Genomic DNA, 13,570 nt, shown 5'->3' with positions numbered 1-13,570 from the left:
TTCGCAGTCCTAGTTAGCTGCAGCCATTGCAACTGCATACAACAAAGGCGCATTCCAATTGATTGCTGTTTCATTAGTTGCATAACTACACCAAGCGTCCACATACGACAAAGCTGGTAGTTTTGACGGATAGTCACACTTGTCTTGTTGGCCTGAATGTGGCCCACCGGCGACTAAACCAGGTACCGACTCAACTACATCATCTGCTTCAGATATTCTGTGATGTAGATGCATAGGCGTTTTAATTCCCAAACCAGAGACATAACTATATCCGGTTGGATTAGTGCCAAATAAATAATCTAAATTCGTTGTCATTAGACGACTGACTTTAGCTTGACTAGCCACATAAGGTTTTGCTGCATCTAAAAGCATAATGTGATTAGCCATTACACCATTACTTCCCCAAACAAAATCACCTTGATACGCGCCCAAACTGATTTTAATCGCAGATTTATTCGCAATGGTTAGCATATGCTCTGCAGTTTGTTGCAACTTAGTTTGCGCCAATGTCTGCCACTCTTGGTTTAGTGATTGCTCAGCTAACGAGATCCAACCTAAACCTTTGACATCAGCCCAGTTTGGCACCGACATGTCAATTTGCTTAAATTTAGCAAGCTCTTGCCAATAACTCGCTTGATTAAAGCTGATCGCCATTTCAGCCGCAGCCCAAAACCATTCATCTTGATAGTCATCACTGCCAATAACATAAGCACCGGTTTTAACATCATCAGGCTGGACATAAGCTGTGTTTGGATTATTTTGTGCCCATAGATACGCTTGTTTTGCTGCATCAGCACATAGCTTTGCCCGGGTCGCATCTATATCTTTAAGCTGACGGGCAAAATAAGCCGCTGTCGCAGCAAAATCTAAAGTGGCACCAATTGACTTAGCTATCATATATCTTGGCTGAGTGCCAGCTTCTGGCATAATCACACCGCTAAAGTTGAGTGTAGTCACTTTGTGATAAGCACCACCATCATTTGGGTCTTGCATGGTTAAGAACCAATCTAACTGCCAAAACAACTCATCTAAAATATCTGCGGTTTGATTAGCTTGCTCTGGAATATTCAGCTTTAACTGGTTGAAAAACTCTGGTTTGCGCATGTAAGCACGTAAAATGCTGTACATACTAATGGCACTATTCACTGTGTATTTGTTGTAATCACCCGCGTCATACCAACCTTTAGGCGAAGAGACAATTGTGCCTTCAGGGCGCTGTGCTGAAGCGGCTGATTTGTGAATTATCACAGCATCATCCATATGCCCTGCCGCTCTTGCATATTTGCCTGCATACTCGGCTTCACTTGCATGGCTCGCACGGTTGTAATAAAAACCTTCGGCAATGACTTTAGTAGCATTTTTATACAAAGCCTTGGCAACTTTAATATCGGCCAATACAGTATCCGCATATACAACTTGATAGTCACCTGCTTGCTGAATATCCGTTAGGTCCAATTCAACAAAGTTTTGCTCAGAAAACGGCCAAAACTTAGATTCTGAAGTTTGTTTAGTTGCGACAATTTGCTGGCTGTTTTTATCCACTATATCCACAGACAAAACAGCATCAGCTTGCAAATAGATCAACTTATCAGCGTCAGTTGCATAACCGAGTTGGTTGTAGAGTACAGCTTGAACTTGTGCAGCTGTTGTTTGTTTAACATCGTCTGTATTATTGTTCGATTGCTCAGTGTTTTGGCAAGCACCGAGCAAAAGTGCAGTTAAACTGATTAGCGCACTTTTGCCTAGGTTGTTTGTCATTGTTATTTTCCTATCTAGTGTGTTGTTAACCAGAAACTGTTTAGCCAATATAAAACTCAACCTGATGACTTTCTGTATATTTTGCTGAGTCAATTGTATTCCCCACAATTGCCTGACCATCAATATACAAACCTTGTTTATCGCTTGAGTTATTATGCACACTAATCTGGTAGTGTGCGCCTCTAAATTTACGTTGCACAGTAAAACTAGGCCAGCTTTTTGGAATACATGGCGTTATGCTCAAACCTGTGTAGTCTGGTCGAATACCCAAAATATACTGCACTGCCGCATAATAACTCCAAGCTGCTGTGCCGGTTAACCAAGAATTTTTTGCTTCACCCGGAATAGCTGCATCTTTACCAGCAACCATTTGTGAATAAACATAAGGTTCAGTTTTATGCGTTTGCTGCAAATCTTGCAAATAGATTGGGTTAATGCGCTGATAATACGACAAAGCTTTATCAGCCCGGCCTAACATAGCTTCACCTATGCAGATCCACGGGTTGTTGTGACAGAAAATACCGGCGTTTTCTTTATAGCCAGGTGGATACGAAGATATTTCGCCCAAAGCTATATCATAGCGACTAAAAGCGGGTTGCTGTAAAACTATGCCAAAGTCACAAGCTAAATGCTCTTCTACCGCATCTAGTGCACTTTGTGCTTTGCCGTTTTCAAGGCCAATACCAGCCATTACACAAAAGCCTTGCGACTCAATAAATATTTTACCTTCGGCATTTTTATGACTGCCTATTGCTTTGCCATCCGCATCATATGCACGTAAAAACCACTGGCCATCCCAACCATGTTGCTCAACTGCAGCTATCATTTTCTCAATATGTGTTTTAGCCGCGTTTGCTTCTTCAAACATGCCGATATGCTGACATAAACGCACATATTCTTGGCCGTATAATACAAATTGGCCTGCAATCATCAAAGATTCAGCAACTGAATCTTTTCTGTGTTCGGTTGTTTGGAAAGATTCATTTGGATCGTTCGAATAACAGTTTAAATTTAAACAATCATTCCAATCAGCGCGGCCAATTAACGGCAAACCATGTGGACCTAATTTGTTGGCAGTGTGATTAAACGCAGCGCGCAAATGCTCAAAATGGCTGACAGCTTTACTATTATCATCAAACGGGACTTTTTCATCTAAAATAGACCAATCGCCGGTTTCTTTAATATAGTTAGCTGTGCCTAAAATCATCCACATAGGATCATCATTAAAATTACCACCTATATCGGCATTGCCTTTTTTCGTTAACGGCTGGTATTGATGATAAGCCGAACCATCTTGTTTTTGTGTTGCCGACAAATCTAATAATCGCTGACGTACAGCAGCAGGTGCTATATGGGTGAAACCTATGGTGTCTTGATGAGAATCTCTAAAACCCATACCACGGCCTATGCCTGATTCATAATACGAGGCACTGCGCGACATATTAAATGTCACCATGTTTTGATATTGGTTCCAGATATTAATTGAACGGTTAAATCTGTCATCCGGCGTATTCACCTGACAAACGTCTAAACAGTCCTGCCAATAAGACCGTAATCGTTTACATTGATGATCGAATTTTTTAGCCGTATCCACATGAGCAAACAATTCTCGTGCTGGTGTTTGATTAATTTGATTAAGCGCTTGCCATTTATTTTCTTGGCTCAACTCACAATAACCCAACATAAAGACGATTTCTTCACTTTGCCCTGCTGCTAACTGCAAATTGAAATAATGCGATGCAATTGGCGACCAACCATGTGCAACACTGTTTGCCGCTTTATTGGCACTGACAACTTGTGGATTGTTAAAGCCGTTGTACATACCAACAAAAGTTTCGCGATCTGTATCGAATCCATCAATGTCTTTGTTGCATGCAAAAAATGCATAGTGGTTGCGGCGTTCGCGATATTCAGTTTTGTGGAAGATAAAATTGCCATCCACTTCTACTTCACCAGTTGATAAGTTGCGCTGAAAGTTTTCCCCATCGGTTTGCGCATTCCACAAACACCATTCAATGAAGGAGAACAAGCCAATCTGCTTAGTCTGTTCGCTGTTGTTGGTAAGTTTTAGCTTATAAACTTCCGCGTTCATCTCCAGCGGGATAGTCACAGTTAACTCTGCTTCTAGCTGATTTTTACGGCCTATAAAACGGCTGTACCCCAAACCGTGGCGGCACTGGTAAAAATCAAGCTCAGTGTTACACGGACGACCAGCCGGATTCCACACCACACCATTATCATTGATATAAAAATAACGGCCACCACTATCCATTGGCACATTGTTATAGCGATAACGGGTTAAACGTCTGAACTTAGCATCTTTATAAAAACAATAACCACCCGCTGTATTGGAAATCAGTCCATAAAAGCCATCATTGCCGAGGTAATTAATCCAAGGCAATGGAGTATGTGGTGAGGTAATTACAAACTCTTTGTTTTCATCGTCAAAATAGCCGAATGAAGTTTCTGTGTTTTGTGTCATAAGATTAATCTTCTAATTTGTTATACCAATTAATTTTTAATGTGATTGCTGAACAAACCAACAAACTCAAGGTAATAGCAACTGCGAGCCAATTTTTCATAATGATGTAGATTGGCAAGGCAACTAAGCTGGTTTGCAATACAATACCGACTGCGACGTTAAACATATCGCGTTTGAAATTTTTATTTACCGAGAAGTCAGGCTGCTCTGCCAATACAGCTTGTTTAATTGGCCCCCAAAATCCCCAAGGGCGCACCTTGCTGTAAAAAGACTTTAGAATTTCCGGATCTTCCGCTTTGGTTAACAAACTGCCAGCAATAGCACCAACAGCCGATACCACCAACAAGAGCGGGAATAAATACAAAGGTAAAATATCACTGGCTATATCAGGGAAAACGCCGTCAAAAATGACCGGGAATGACATAGCACCTAAAATACCACTGAGCATGCCCCAGAAGTAACCAAAACCATTTAAGCGCCACCAGTACCACTTGAGCACGTTTGACACCACATAGCCGCCCCACAGCCCTGAAACTATCCATTGCAGTACACTATTGATACTGGTTACGGCGAAACCAATAAATGTGCTGATTACCACAACCAAAATAGACACTAAATAACTTGCATGGATAAGCTTTTTATTTGACGCTTGCGGATTGATATAGCGTTTATAAATATCGTTAACCAAATAAGCAGGTGCTGCATTTACAGTTGAGGCAAATGTCGACATAAAGGCCGCCAATAAGCCAGCCAGTAATAAACCTAAAATACCAGTTGGCGCAAATTGTAAAATTGCACTGGGTAGAATGCCTTCAAAATCGAGTTGACCTCCAACTAACAAGTTTAAATCTTGATAATAAACTATGGCCAAAACTGTGAAACCAGCGATCATAAAATAACGAATTGGCATTAACGCAACTGACACAAAACCACTCATTAAAGAGGCTTCTTTTGGCGACTTAGTTGCGAGAATTTTTTGCATGTCATAGTTTGGCGCAGGACCTGCCGCACTAATTAAGATGCCTTTGAACAATAACATCATCACAAACAAACCAAATAAGCTGTAACCGTCGGCTTGAATTTTGTCGTTCACTTCGTTAACTAACCCCGACCAATCAAGATCTAAATTCCAACCAAAAAATGGATTATCCCAACCTTCTGGTGTCGCTGCCTGCAGAGCTTCAGGTGAAACTTGGCTCATGGCTATAAAACCAATGGCCAGTGACGCTATGGTAATAATTAAAAACTGAACAACGTCAGCCCAAACAATACTCATCATACCGCCGAGCATCACATAAAAAGTTGCGATACTGGTGAAGATAATTCCATAAAAATGCGGCACATATTCCGGTGCTATATCAAAAGGCAAATAAGGCGCAACGGCAGACCAAGGCACAAATATTTCGACAAACTTACCTATGCCAATAAAGCCATATGCTAAGAAACCTAATACACTAATGACCGCGAATAATACCACCACCATGTGCGACAGTTTGCCACCCGTATCGTCGCCAAAACGCGTGCGTATCCATTCAGCGCCAGTTAGCACCCCGGAACGGCGCACCCAAGCGGATAAAAAGATCATTAAAAATACTTGGTTAAATACTGGCCACAACCAAGGGATCCAGACACTCTTCATGCCATAAACAAAACACAGGGTAACCAACCACATAGTGCCAGATATATCAAACATGCCTGATGCATTGGACAATCCAAGCATGTACCAAGGTAACTTGTTGCCACCCATGTAATAACTTTTCATATCTTTACTGGCTTTGCGCTTAAGTAAGATACCTATGATGATGGTCGTTGCTAAGTACGCCAAAATTATAAATATGTCTAATGACGACATTGTCATGTTTGAGCCTGTCTATTGTTATTCTGTTTGTAGCAATAAAATAACCAACAAAGAAAACGTTTTCAATAGCATTTACAAAAAAAACACACAAAAATCGCACAACAAGATTACAAATCAAAAACAAAGTTATGATTAAAAGAGATTTAATAAAAGATGATGTATAACAAATGACGGAGAAAATGGTGGGTCATGCAAGATTCGAACTTGCGACCAATGGATTAAAAGTCCACTGCTCTACCAGCTGAGCTAATGACCCGTCAAGGAATCGCTAAAGAATGGTGGGTCATGCAAGATTCGAACTTGCGACCAATGGATTAAAAGTCCACTGCTCTACCAGCTGAGCTAATGACCCATTCAAGCGATAAAAATAAAAGTGGTGGGTCATGCAAGATTCGAACTTGCGACCAATGGATTAAAAGTCCACTGCTCTACCAGCTGAGCTAATGACCCACTTTCATTTACAAGCTTAGTTACCAGAACCCCGCTTGCCAACGCGGGGCGTATAATACTGATATAGAGACCGAACGCAACAAATATTTCATTTTTTTTTTGATTTTTTTGTTCACAAGCATTGTTTGCTGAATATCTATACAAAGCCTGCTATTTTTTGCGCAATCCAGCCAAAAATTAGTATTTAAATTAGAAGTCGTTTAAACGACCCGCCGCTAATTTAGCAGAGGTTGAATCAGGATATTGGCTAATCACCTGTTCAAATTTTTGTTTGGCTTTGGTTTTGTCACCTAACTTTTGTGCGACCATAGCCAACTTAAACAAAGCATCCGCTCTTTTATTTGAGTTTGGATATTGCTCAACCACAGTTTCAAAACTTTTTGCTGCATCAGCTAACTCACCTTTGGTAAACAAAAGTTGACCTAACCAATAATGTGCATTCGGTTGATAAATTGAATCCGGAAATTTTTGAATAAAAGATTTAAACTCAGGGATCGCTTTGTCGTACAACTTGTCTTTTAAAACTAAATTGACCGCTTTATCGTAAGCTTGGTTCTCATCTAAATTTTCAGTGTACGAAGCCGTAGCTGCCGCCTGAACCGGATTAATTACTTTATTGTCAGTGATTAACGGTAATTGGTTAGAACCGCTGTTAGGAGCTTGTACCTTAAGCGCATTCATTTGTTGGGTTAATTGTGCAAGCTTGTCCAGTTCTTGATATAACTCTCGTTGGCGCTCTAATATTTGCGACAACTTGTAGTTATGTTCTTCGGAAATGCCACGCAATTCACTGATTTCAGACTGTAAATAATCCACTTGTTGAGCTAATTCAACCTGTGAGCGCCCACGTGCATCATTCGCTCTTTCTATCATGTCTAGGCGTTCACCTAGTGATAAATTTCTATCCTCTGCATAAACAAAAGGAGCGCACGTCAATGACGCCACTCCCATGCTTATAGCCACTAATTTACTTAGTTTAGCCATATTATCAGTACTTTTTGTTTAAATTAGTAAACTAACACTGCTCGACGATTTTTAGCGAAAGCAGCTTCAGTGCGTGATTTGTCTAATGACTTCTCTTCACCGTAACTTACTGTCGAGATTTGTGAAGACATTACACCTAAATTTTGTAGGTATTTTGCAACACTTTTAGCACGACGCTCACCTAAAGCAATGTTGTATTCTGGTGTACCGCGCTCGTCACAGTGACCTTCAACTACTACTTTAGCTGTAGGATTTGCACGTAAATAAGCAGCGTGAGCTTCCAAAATTTCAAAGTATTTACCTTGAATTTGTGAATCATCAAAATCGAAGAATAACATGTTAGTTTGGCGTAAAGTTGCTTGTTTACGCTCTTCTTCTTCAACTTGCATTTGACGTTTTTTCTCAAGTGTCATTACTTCAACAGTATCACCATCGTTTCCAGCAACTGCACCTGTTGTCGCAGTTTCTCTAGCGTTAGTAGAAGTTGCAGTGTCATCTTCACCAGTTGTTGTGCTACAAGCTGCAGTTAACATAGGTAGAGCAACAACTAAGTACTTCAATAATTGGGTAGGCTGCATGTGCTTTTCCTTATTATTAGTTAATTTCAAAAAGTTAAAAGTTCCCCATTACATGTAGGGAGACCAAGCCGGTGACTTAACCTGCCCGATACCTGATGGTAAACGCGCTTTAAAGCGCCCATCAACAGATACCAGCGCAAGTACCTGATTCTGGCCATGTAATGTGCTATAAATTATCATATTTCCGTTCGGAGATACACTAGGCGATTCGTCCAAATATGTTTTGGTTAATACCTGTATAGCTCCTGTGCGCAAATCCTGGCGCGCAATATGATAGTTTCCTCGAGTTCTGTTTACGGTAATTAGGCTTTTTCCATCTGGAGTAATTGAACCACCTAAGTTCATTTCACCGGTAAAAGTTAAACGTTTTTTCTTACCTGTGCGTAAATCAATTTGATACAACTGCGGACGACCACCAATTTCGGAGGTTACCACTAATGACTGGCCATCAGGATACCATGATGGTTCAGTGTCAATTGCTCTGTTATTTGTAACACGTGTTAACTTGCGTGTTAATAGATCCATCACATAAATTTCAGGATTGCCATCTTTACTCAGCACCATAGCCAATTTAGAACCATCTGGCGACCATTTGGGTGCACCATTAATGCCCGGATATGATGCAATCATCTCGCGGCTGCCTGAATATAGGTCATGAATAAAAATTTGTGCTTGGCGATTTTCAAAGGTCACATAAGCCAATTTAGTTGCATCTGGCGACCAAGTTGGCGACATCAAAGGTTCGTTACTGCGAATCACTTCTTGTTCGTTGTAACCGTCATAATCTGCAACCACAAGTTGATAGGGTCTTTGTGGCTGCTCTGTCACTAAAACGTATGCTATCTTAGTTTGAAATGCACCTTTTATGCCAGTTAGCTTTTCAAATACATTGTCGCTAATCGCATGTGCTACGCGACGAAAATCAGCAGGTTCAAATTGAATTGGCCGGCTAGCTAACATGATATGATCATTCGATGTGACTAACTGACCATCACTTAACATTTGCGCACCACCACCTGTGATTTGACCACGTATAATATCAATTATTTGATAGGTCACAGAAAACACTCCAGGGCGAGTATCACGTATTTGCCCTAGAATAATGGTATCTATACCCTTTTCCGCCCAAGCGGCAAAATCGACGTCTTTGTCGGTAATTGGTTGCTGCGGCATTTCCATCACAGCTTTTGGGTTGAATTTACCACTGCGTGCAAGGTCTGCCGAAATCACATCCGCTAGGCTTACCGGTAGTGTTTGAATACCATCATATGAAAATGGCACTACAGCTATAGGTTTAGCCCCATCTAAGCCTTCTGTGATTAAAATTTCAATCGCTGCAAAACTTGGGGTAACAAACAACAATCCAAAAACTAGGGTTAAAACTTTTTTCATTATTTAGCGCTCTAAATTTTATTTCTCTGGTGCAACGGTTAAATTGATATCTCTTAATTGAGCTGTAACTTCTGGATCATCTGATACTGGTAACTGACTGGTTTTATACACAGCTCGTTCAGCTTCTTGGCAAGTTTGTGGATGCCCAGATAAAATTTTCACATTGGTGACAAATCCATTACTTGCTAATTTAATATTCAATTTACAGCTTGTTCCCGCCAATGAAGGATCGGTAAACAAATTACTTTGAATTGCCGAGCGAATCAATGCGACAAATTTATCGCGCTCGCCCATCACATAATGCTGACGTTGTGCATTACGCGCTTCCATTTCCGCTTTCATTTGCTGCTCTAACATTCTTTGTTGTTCAGCTTTTTCTAGAGCTTCTTGTTCTTTGCGTTTACGTTCAGCTTCAGCTTTTTTCAACTCTTCGGCTTTACGTTTTGCTTCAGCTTCAGCTTTTTTAGCTTGCTCTTCTGCGCGGCGTTTAGCTTGCTCTTGTTTCTCCACTTCTTGTTTAAGTTGTTTGGCTCGCTCCGCTTCTTTAATTTGTCGCTCTTTTGCCGCTTTAGTTTCAGCTTCAGCTTTTTTCTGCTGACGCTCTAATTGCTGAATGTCTTTTTCGTTATTGCGACGTTTTTGTTCTGCTTCACGTGCTCTACGCTCTAAATCAGCAACACGTTGTTCTTCCGCTCGTTCTTTGGCAAGCTTTTGCTGCTGCATTTTTTTAACTTGTTCGGCTAACGCAGTTTTATCAACAGATACAGCGCTGACTACTTCCACTTGCATTGGCTCAGGTTTATGTTTTGGCGTAACAAATTCCATGCTAGAAACCAAAACCCCTAACATCACTGAATGTAAAACCACTGAAACAACTAAAGCGATAGGAAATTGCATTATTGGTCTCCCACCGGATCAGTCATTAGGCCGACAGATTTAACACCTTGCTTTTGCAGTAGTACCATTAAACTAACCACAGCGTCGTAATCCACTTTACGATCACCTTCCACCATAATAGGTCTGTCTGGTTCAACTTGTAAAAACGCTGCCACTATAGTGGCAATTTCACTCGGATTTAATGGCCCATCCTTGTTGCTGCCGTCTGTTACAAAATATTCGTAATCTGCAGTAACGGAGACAACGATAGGAGGTTTACTGTCTTCAGCCAGTGGGTTGGCTTCAGCTTTAGGTAAATCTACATTAACTCCGGCAGTAATAAGTGGTGCTGTTACCATAAATATGATCAGTAACACCAACATAACATCTATATAAGGTACTACATTGATATCAGAAACCGGACGACGGCGCTTGCGCTGATACATAGCCGATTATTCTCCGCCCTTTTCTGTTTTAGCAATAGCTTGGCGATGAATGATAGACGAAAATTCTTCCATAAAATTAATCATGCCATTTTCAATTTTTTCAACGCGATTTGAAAAACGGTTATAGGCAATAACCGCAGGTATAGCGGCAAATAGCCCCATGGCGGTTGCTATCAATGCTTCGGCAATACCTGGCGCAACCATAGACAAGGTCGCTTGTTTTACCTCGCCCAACGCGATAAATGCATTCATTATCCCCCATACAGTACCAAATAAACCTATGTATGGGCTGATAGAACCTACCGTAGCTAAAAATGGCAAATGTGTTTCTAACTTATCCACTTCGCGCGACATAGACACACGCATTGCTCTGTGGGTTGCGTCCATAATAGCTTCAGGTGAGCAATGTGGCGTTTTACGCATGCGGGCAAATTCTTTAAAGCCAGCTTTAAATACGCTTTCACTAGCATTAGATTCCCCCATTTTATGTGAAACTTCGTGGTATAAATTCGCTAGCTCAACACCCGACCAAAATCTGTCTTCAAAAACTCTGCTGTCTTTATGTGCTTTATTGAGGATACTGCTGCGTTGAAAAATCATTGCCCAAGAAACAATGGATGCAACCAGTAATAAAATCATCACTGCTTTAACCAACAGGCTAGCTTGTAAAAAAAGACCGATAAAAGACATATCAGCTGACACTGTGTAATTCCCCTAAAATATATTCTGGTATACGTACCGGTTTGAGTTTTTCTAAATCTATACAAGCAATTTCAACTAAAGCTGTATTAATTACTTTATTCTCTTTTTCAATACGTTGCTCAAATTCTAATCGAGCTTTTTTTAGCGCACTAATTTTGGTCACCACAGTTAACCTGTCGTTAAACTTTGCTGCCAAAATATTATCTATAGTTATACGTTTTACCACAAAACCTATTTGTTTTGCGAGTAAACCGTCTTGTTCTATGCCCAAATATGACAAAAATTCTGTTCGAGCACGTTCATAATACTTCAAATAGTTTGCATGATAAACCAAACCACCCGCATCTGTATCTTCGTAATAGACACGCACAGCAAAATTAAATTCCATTGCCGCCATTATTTATTTTCTCCGGCTGCTGGGTATTGCAAACCAAAATGCACATAGGCGTTAGCTGTGGCAATTCTTCCTCTAGGGGTACGTTGAATAAAACCCTGTTGGATCAAAAATGGCTCAATCACATCTTCAATGGTATCTTTTTCTTCACCAATTGCCGCGGCTAAATTATCTAAACCAACAGGGCCACCGGCGAATTTTTCAATAATGGCTTCTAATAATTTTTTATCCATGTAGTCGAAGCCTTTACTGTCAACGTCGAGTAAATCCAGTGCTGTAGCTGCAACTTGCTCATCAGCGATACCAGCTGATTTTACATCAGCAAAATCACGTACTCGGCGCAATAACCTGTTGGCTATACGCGGTGTGCCACGTGCGCGACGGGCAATTTCCAATGCACCTTTGTCGTTTAAATCCATTGCTAAATGATGCGCCGAACGTTTAACAATAGATTGTAATTCATCAACCGAATAAAATTCTAATCTTTGCACTAAACCAAAACGGTCACGCAAAGGTGAAGTAAGTGAACCAGCTCGCGTCGTTGCGCCGACTAGGGTAAATGGCTGTAAATCTAATTTTATTGAACGTGCTGCTGGGCCTTCACCTATCATAATATCCAGCTGGTAATCTTCCATTGCTGGATATAATACCTCTTCAACAACTGGGCTTAACCTGTGTATTTCGTCAATAAACAATACATCATGTGGTTCTAAATTGGTTAACAAGGCTGCCAAATCACCCGCTTTTTCTAACACAGGGCCAGAGGTGGTTTTAATGTTGACCCCCATTTCATTGGCGATAATGCGCGCAAGCGTTGTTTTACCTAAACCCGGTGGGCCAAATATCAGTACATGATCGAGTGCATCCGCACGTTTACGTGCCGCTTCAATTGCAATATTCATTTGCTCAACCACGCGCTTTTGCCCTGTATAGTCGGATAACTTTTCGGGGCGAATGGCGCGGTCGATTATTTCTTCTTCTGCTTGTGCACTAGCACTGATTATTCGATCTGCTTCAATCATGTTTACAACATACTCTTAAGGGCTTGGCGAATAATTTCTTCGCTCGACAAACCAGTTTGTGCAACCTTTTTCACTGCACTTTCTGCTTGATTGGCTTTATACCCTAAAGCGATTAAGGCTTCAATTGCATCTTGGCTACTCGATTGCGCTTGGCTCGCTTGCGCGAATTGTTCTGGGGTCGACTCAGACAAGATGCCAGTTGATACCATATTCGCCGACCACTTCATCAATTTGTCTTTCATTTCCAGCAATAAACGTTCTGCGGTTTTTTTACCAACACCCGGCACTTTCACCAACAAACCGAGTGATTCGTTTTGCACAGTATTGATAAATTCTTCGGCACTCATAGCCGATAAAATAGCCAAAGCGAGTTTTGGCCCAACACCATTGGCTTTTAACAATTCGCGAAACAAATCTCTATGTAATCTATTATGGAAACCATATAGGGTATGCGCGTCTTCACGAATGACTTGGTGTATATAAATACTAGTTGATTGAGTCAATTCAGGTAATTTGTAAAAACTCGTCATAGGTAGAAAAACTTCATAACCCACGCCATTTACATCTATGATGCACTCTGGTGGTAGCTTTTCTATAACCTTGCCGGTTAACTTAGCTATCATACTGA

General features: G+C 40.9%; 12 protein-coding genes and 3 tRNA genes. All 15 read right to left on the bottom strand.

The features are described from left to right. Window positions 1-9: 9 nt before the first annotated feature. The 15 genes from WSC_RS0109575 to ruvA all read right to left on the bottom strand — a co-directional run bounded on the left by WSC_RS0109575 (window position 10) and on the right by ruvA (window position 13,565). Window positions 10-1,758, bottom strand: a complete 1,749-nt coding sequence (locus WSC_RS0109575) for a glycoside hydrolase family 9 protein (protein ID WP_016955699.1) — start codon at window positions 1,756-1,758, stop codon at window positions 10-12. Between the two features lie 40 nt (window positions 1,759-1,798). Next, entirely contained in the window at window positions 1,799-4,240 is a 2,442-nt protein-coding gene (locus WSC_RS0109570) for a glycoside hydrolase family 94 protein (protein ID WP_016955698.1), read from the bottom strand. A gap of 4 nt (window positions 4,241-4,244) precedes the next feature. After that, window positions 4,245-6,098, bottom strand: a complete 1,854-nt coding sequence (locus WSC_RS0109565; protein WP_016955697.1) for a sodium:solute symporter family protein — start codon at window positions 6,096-6,098, stop codon at window positions 4,245-4,247. A 180-nt stretch (window positions 6,099-6,278) separates the two neighbouring features. Further along, a tRNA-Lys gene (locus tag WSC_RS0109555) sits at window positions 6,279-6,354 on the bottom strand. A 20-nt stretch (window positions 6,355-6,374) separates the two neighbouring features. After that, window positions 6,375-6,450 (bottom strand) — tRNA-Lys (locus WSC_RS0109550). 22 nt (window positions 6,451-6,472) lie between these two features. After that, window positions 6,473-6,548: transfer RNA gene (locus WSC_RS0109545), tRNA-Lys, on the bottom strand. Window positions 6,549-6,737: 189 nt separating this feature from the next. Beyond that, complete coding sequence (gene ybgF, locus WSC_RS0109540; protein WP_016955695.1) at window positions 6,738-7,532, bottom strand: tol-pal system protein YbgF; 795 nt, start codon at window positions 7,530-7,532, stop codon at window positions 6,738-6,740. 23 nt (window positions 7,533-7,555) lie between these two features. Then, window positions 7,556-8,110: a peptidoglycan-associated lipoprotein Pal gene (gene pal / locus WSC_RS0109535; RefSeq protein WP_016955694.1), complete on the bottom strand. Its 555-nt coding sequence runs from the start codon at window positions 8,108-8,110 to the stop codon at window positions 7,556-7,558. Window positions 8,111-8,158: 48 nt separating this feature from the next. Then, window positions 8,159-9,502, bottom strand: coding sequence for a Tol-Pal system beta propeller repeat protein TolB (tolB, locus tag WSC_RS0109530; RefSeq protein ID WP_016955693.1), 1,344 nt, complete (start codon window positions 9,500-9,502; stop codon window positions 8,159-8,161). 18 nt (window positions 9,503-9,520) lie between these two features. Further along, complete coding sequence (gene tolA / locus WSC_RS0109525) at window positions 9,521-10,399, bottom strand: cell envelope integrity protein TolA (RefSeq protein WP_016955692.1); 879 nt, start codon at window positions 10,397-10,399, stop codon at window positions 9,521-9,523. Beyond that, window positions 10,399-10,824 (bottom strand): protein TolR, encoded by a 426-nt coding sequence (gene tolR, locus WSC_RS0109520; protein ID WP_016955691.1) that lies wholly within the window; start codon window positions 10,822-10,824, stop codon window positions 10,399-10,401. Before tolR ends, tolA begins: the two co-directional genes overlap by 1 nt. A 6-nt stretch (window positions 10,825-10,830) precedes the next feature. After that, window positions 10,831-11,526 (bottom strand): protein TolQ, encoded by a 696-nt coding sequence (tolQ, locus tag WSC_RS0109515; protein ID WP_016955690.1) that lies wholly within the window; start codon window positions 11,524-11,526, stop codon window positions 10,831-10,833. Beyond that, window positions 11,516-11,923 (bottom strand): tol-pal system-associated acyl-CoA thioesterase, encoded by a 408-nt coding sequence (ybgC, locus tag WSC_RS0109510; protein ID WP_016955689.1) that lies wholly within the window; start codon window positions 11,921-11,923, stop codon window positions 11,516-11,518. The genes tolQ and ybgC overlap by 11 nt, the downstream gene beginning before the upstream one ends. Continuing rightward, entirely contained in the window at window positions 11,923-12,942 is a 1,020-nt protein-coding gene (gene ruvB, locus WSC_RS0109505) for a Holliday junction branch migration DNA helicase RuvB (protein ID WP_016955688.1), read from the bottom strand. Before ruvB ends, ybgC begins: the two co-directional genes overlap by 1 nt. A 2-nt stretch (window positions 12,943-12,944) precedes the next feature. Beyond that, complete coding sequence (ruvA, locus tag WSC_RS0109500; RefSeq protein ID WP_016955687.1) at window positions 12,945-13,565, bottom strand: Holliday junction branch migration protein RuvA; 621 nt, start codon at window positions 13,563-13,565, stop codon at window positions 12,945-12,947. Window positions 13,566-13,570: the final 5 nt, after the last annotated feature.

This window comes from Catenovulum agarivorans YM01, assembly GCF_000281085.1.
GTDB lineage: Bacteria > Pseudomonadota > Gammaproteobacteria > Enterobacterales > Alteromonadaceae > Catenovulum > Catenovulum agarivorans.
Note: the sequence above shows the minus strand (reverse complement) of the source record. Positions and strands in the feature narration are given on the sequence as shown.

Bases quoted from the DNA above. Each gene is read 5' to 3' on its own strand.
- ybgC (WP_016955689.1), bottom strand. From the start codon at position 11,923: ATGGCGGCAATGGAATTTAATTTTGCTGTGCGTGTCTATTACGAAGAT.
- WSC_RS0109565 (WP_016955697.1), bottom strand. From the start codon at position 6,098: ATGACAATGTCGTCATTAGACATATTTATAATTTTGGCGTACTTAGCA.
- WSC_RS0109575 (WP_016955699.1), bottom strand. From the start codon at position 1,758: ATGACAAACAACCTAGGCAAAAGTGCGCTAATCAGTTTAACTGCACTT.
- ruvA (WP_016955687.1), bottom strand. From the start codon at position 13,565: ATGATAGCTAAGTTAACCGGCAAGGTTATAGAAAAGCTACCACCAGAG.
- pal (WP_016955694.1), bottom strand. From the start codon at position 8,110: ATGCAGCCTACCCAATTATTGAAGTACTTAGTTGTTGCTCTACCTATG.
- tolR (WP_016955691.1), bottom strand. From the start codon at position 10,824: ATGTATCAGCGCAAGCGCCGTCGTCCGGTTTCTGATATCAATGTAGTA.
- tolB (WP_016955693.1), bottom strand. From the start codon at position 9,502: ATGAAAAAAGTTTTAACCCTAGTTTTTGGATTGTTGTTTGTTACCCCA.
- tolA (WP_016955692.1), bottom strand. From the start codon at position 10,399: ATGCAATTTCCTATCGCTTTAGTTGTTTCAGTGGTTTTACATTCAGTG.
- ruvB (WP_016955688.1), bottom strand. From the start codon at position 12,942: ATGATTGAAGCAGATCGAATAATCAGTGCTAGTGCACAAGCAGAAGAA.
- ybgF (WP_016955695.1), bottom strand. From the start codon at position 7,532: ATGGCTAAACTAAGTAAATTAGTGGCTATAAGCATGGGAGTGGCGTCA.
- WSC_RS0109570 (WP_016955698.1), bottom strand. From the start codon at position 4,240: ATGACACAAAACACAGAAACTTCATTCGGCTATTTTGACGATGAAAAC.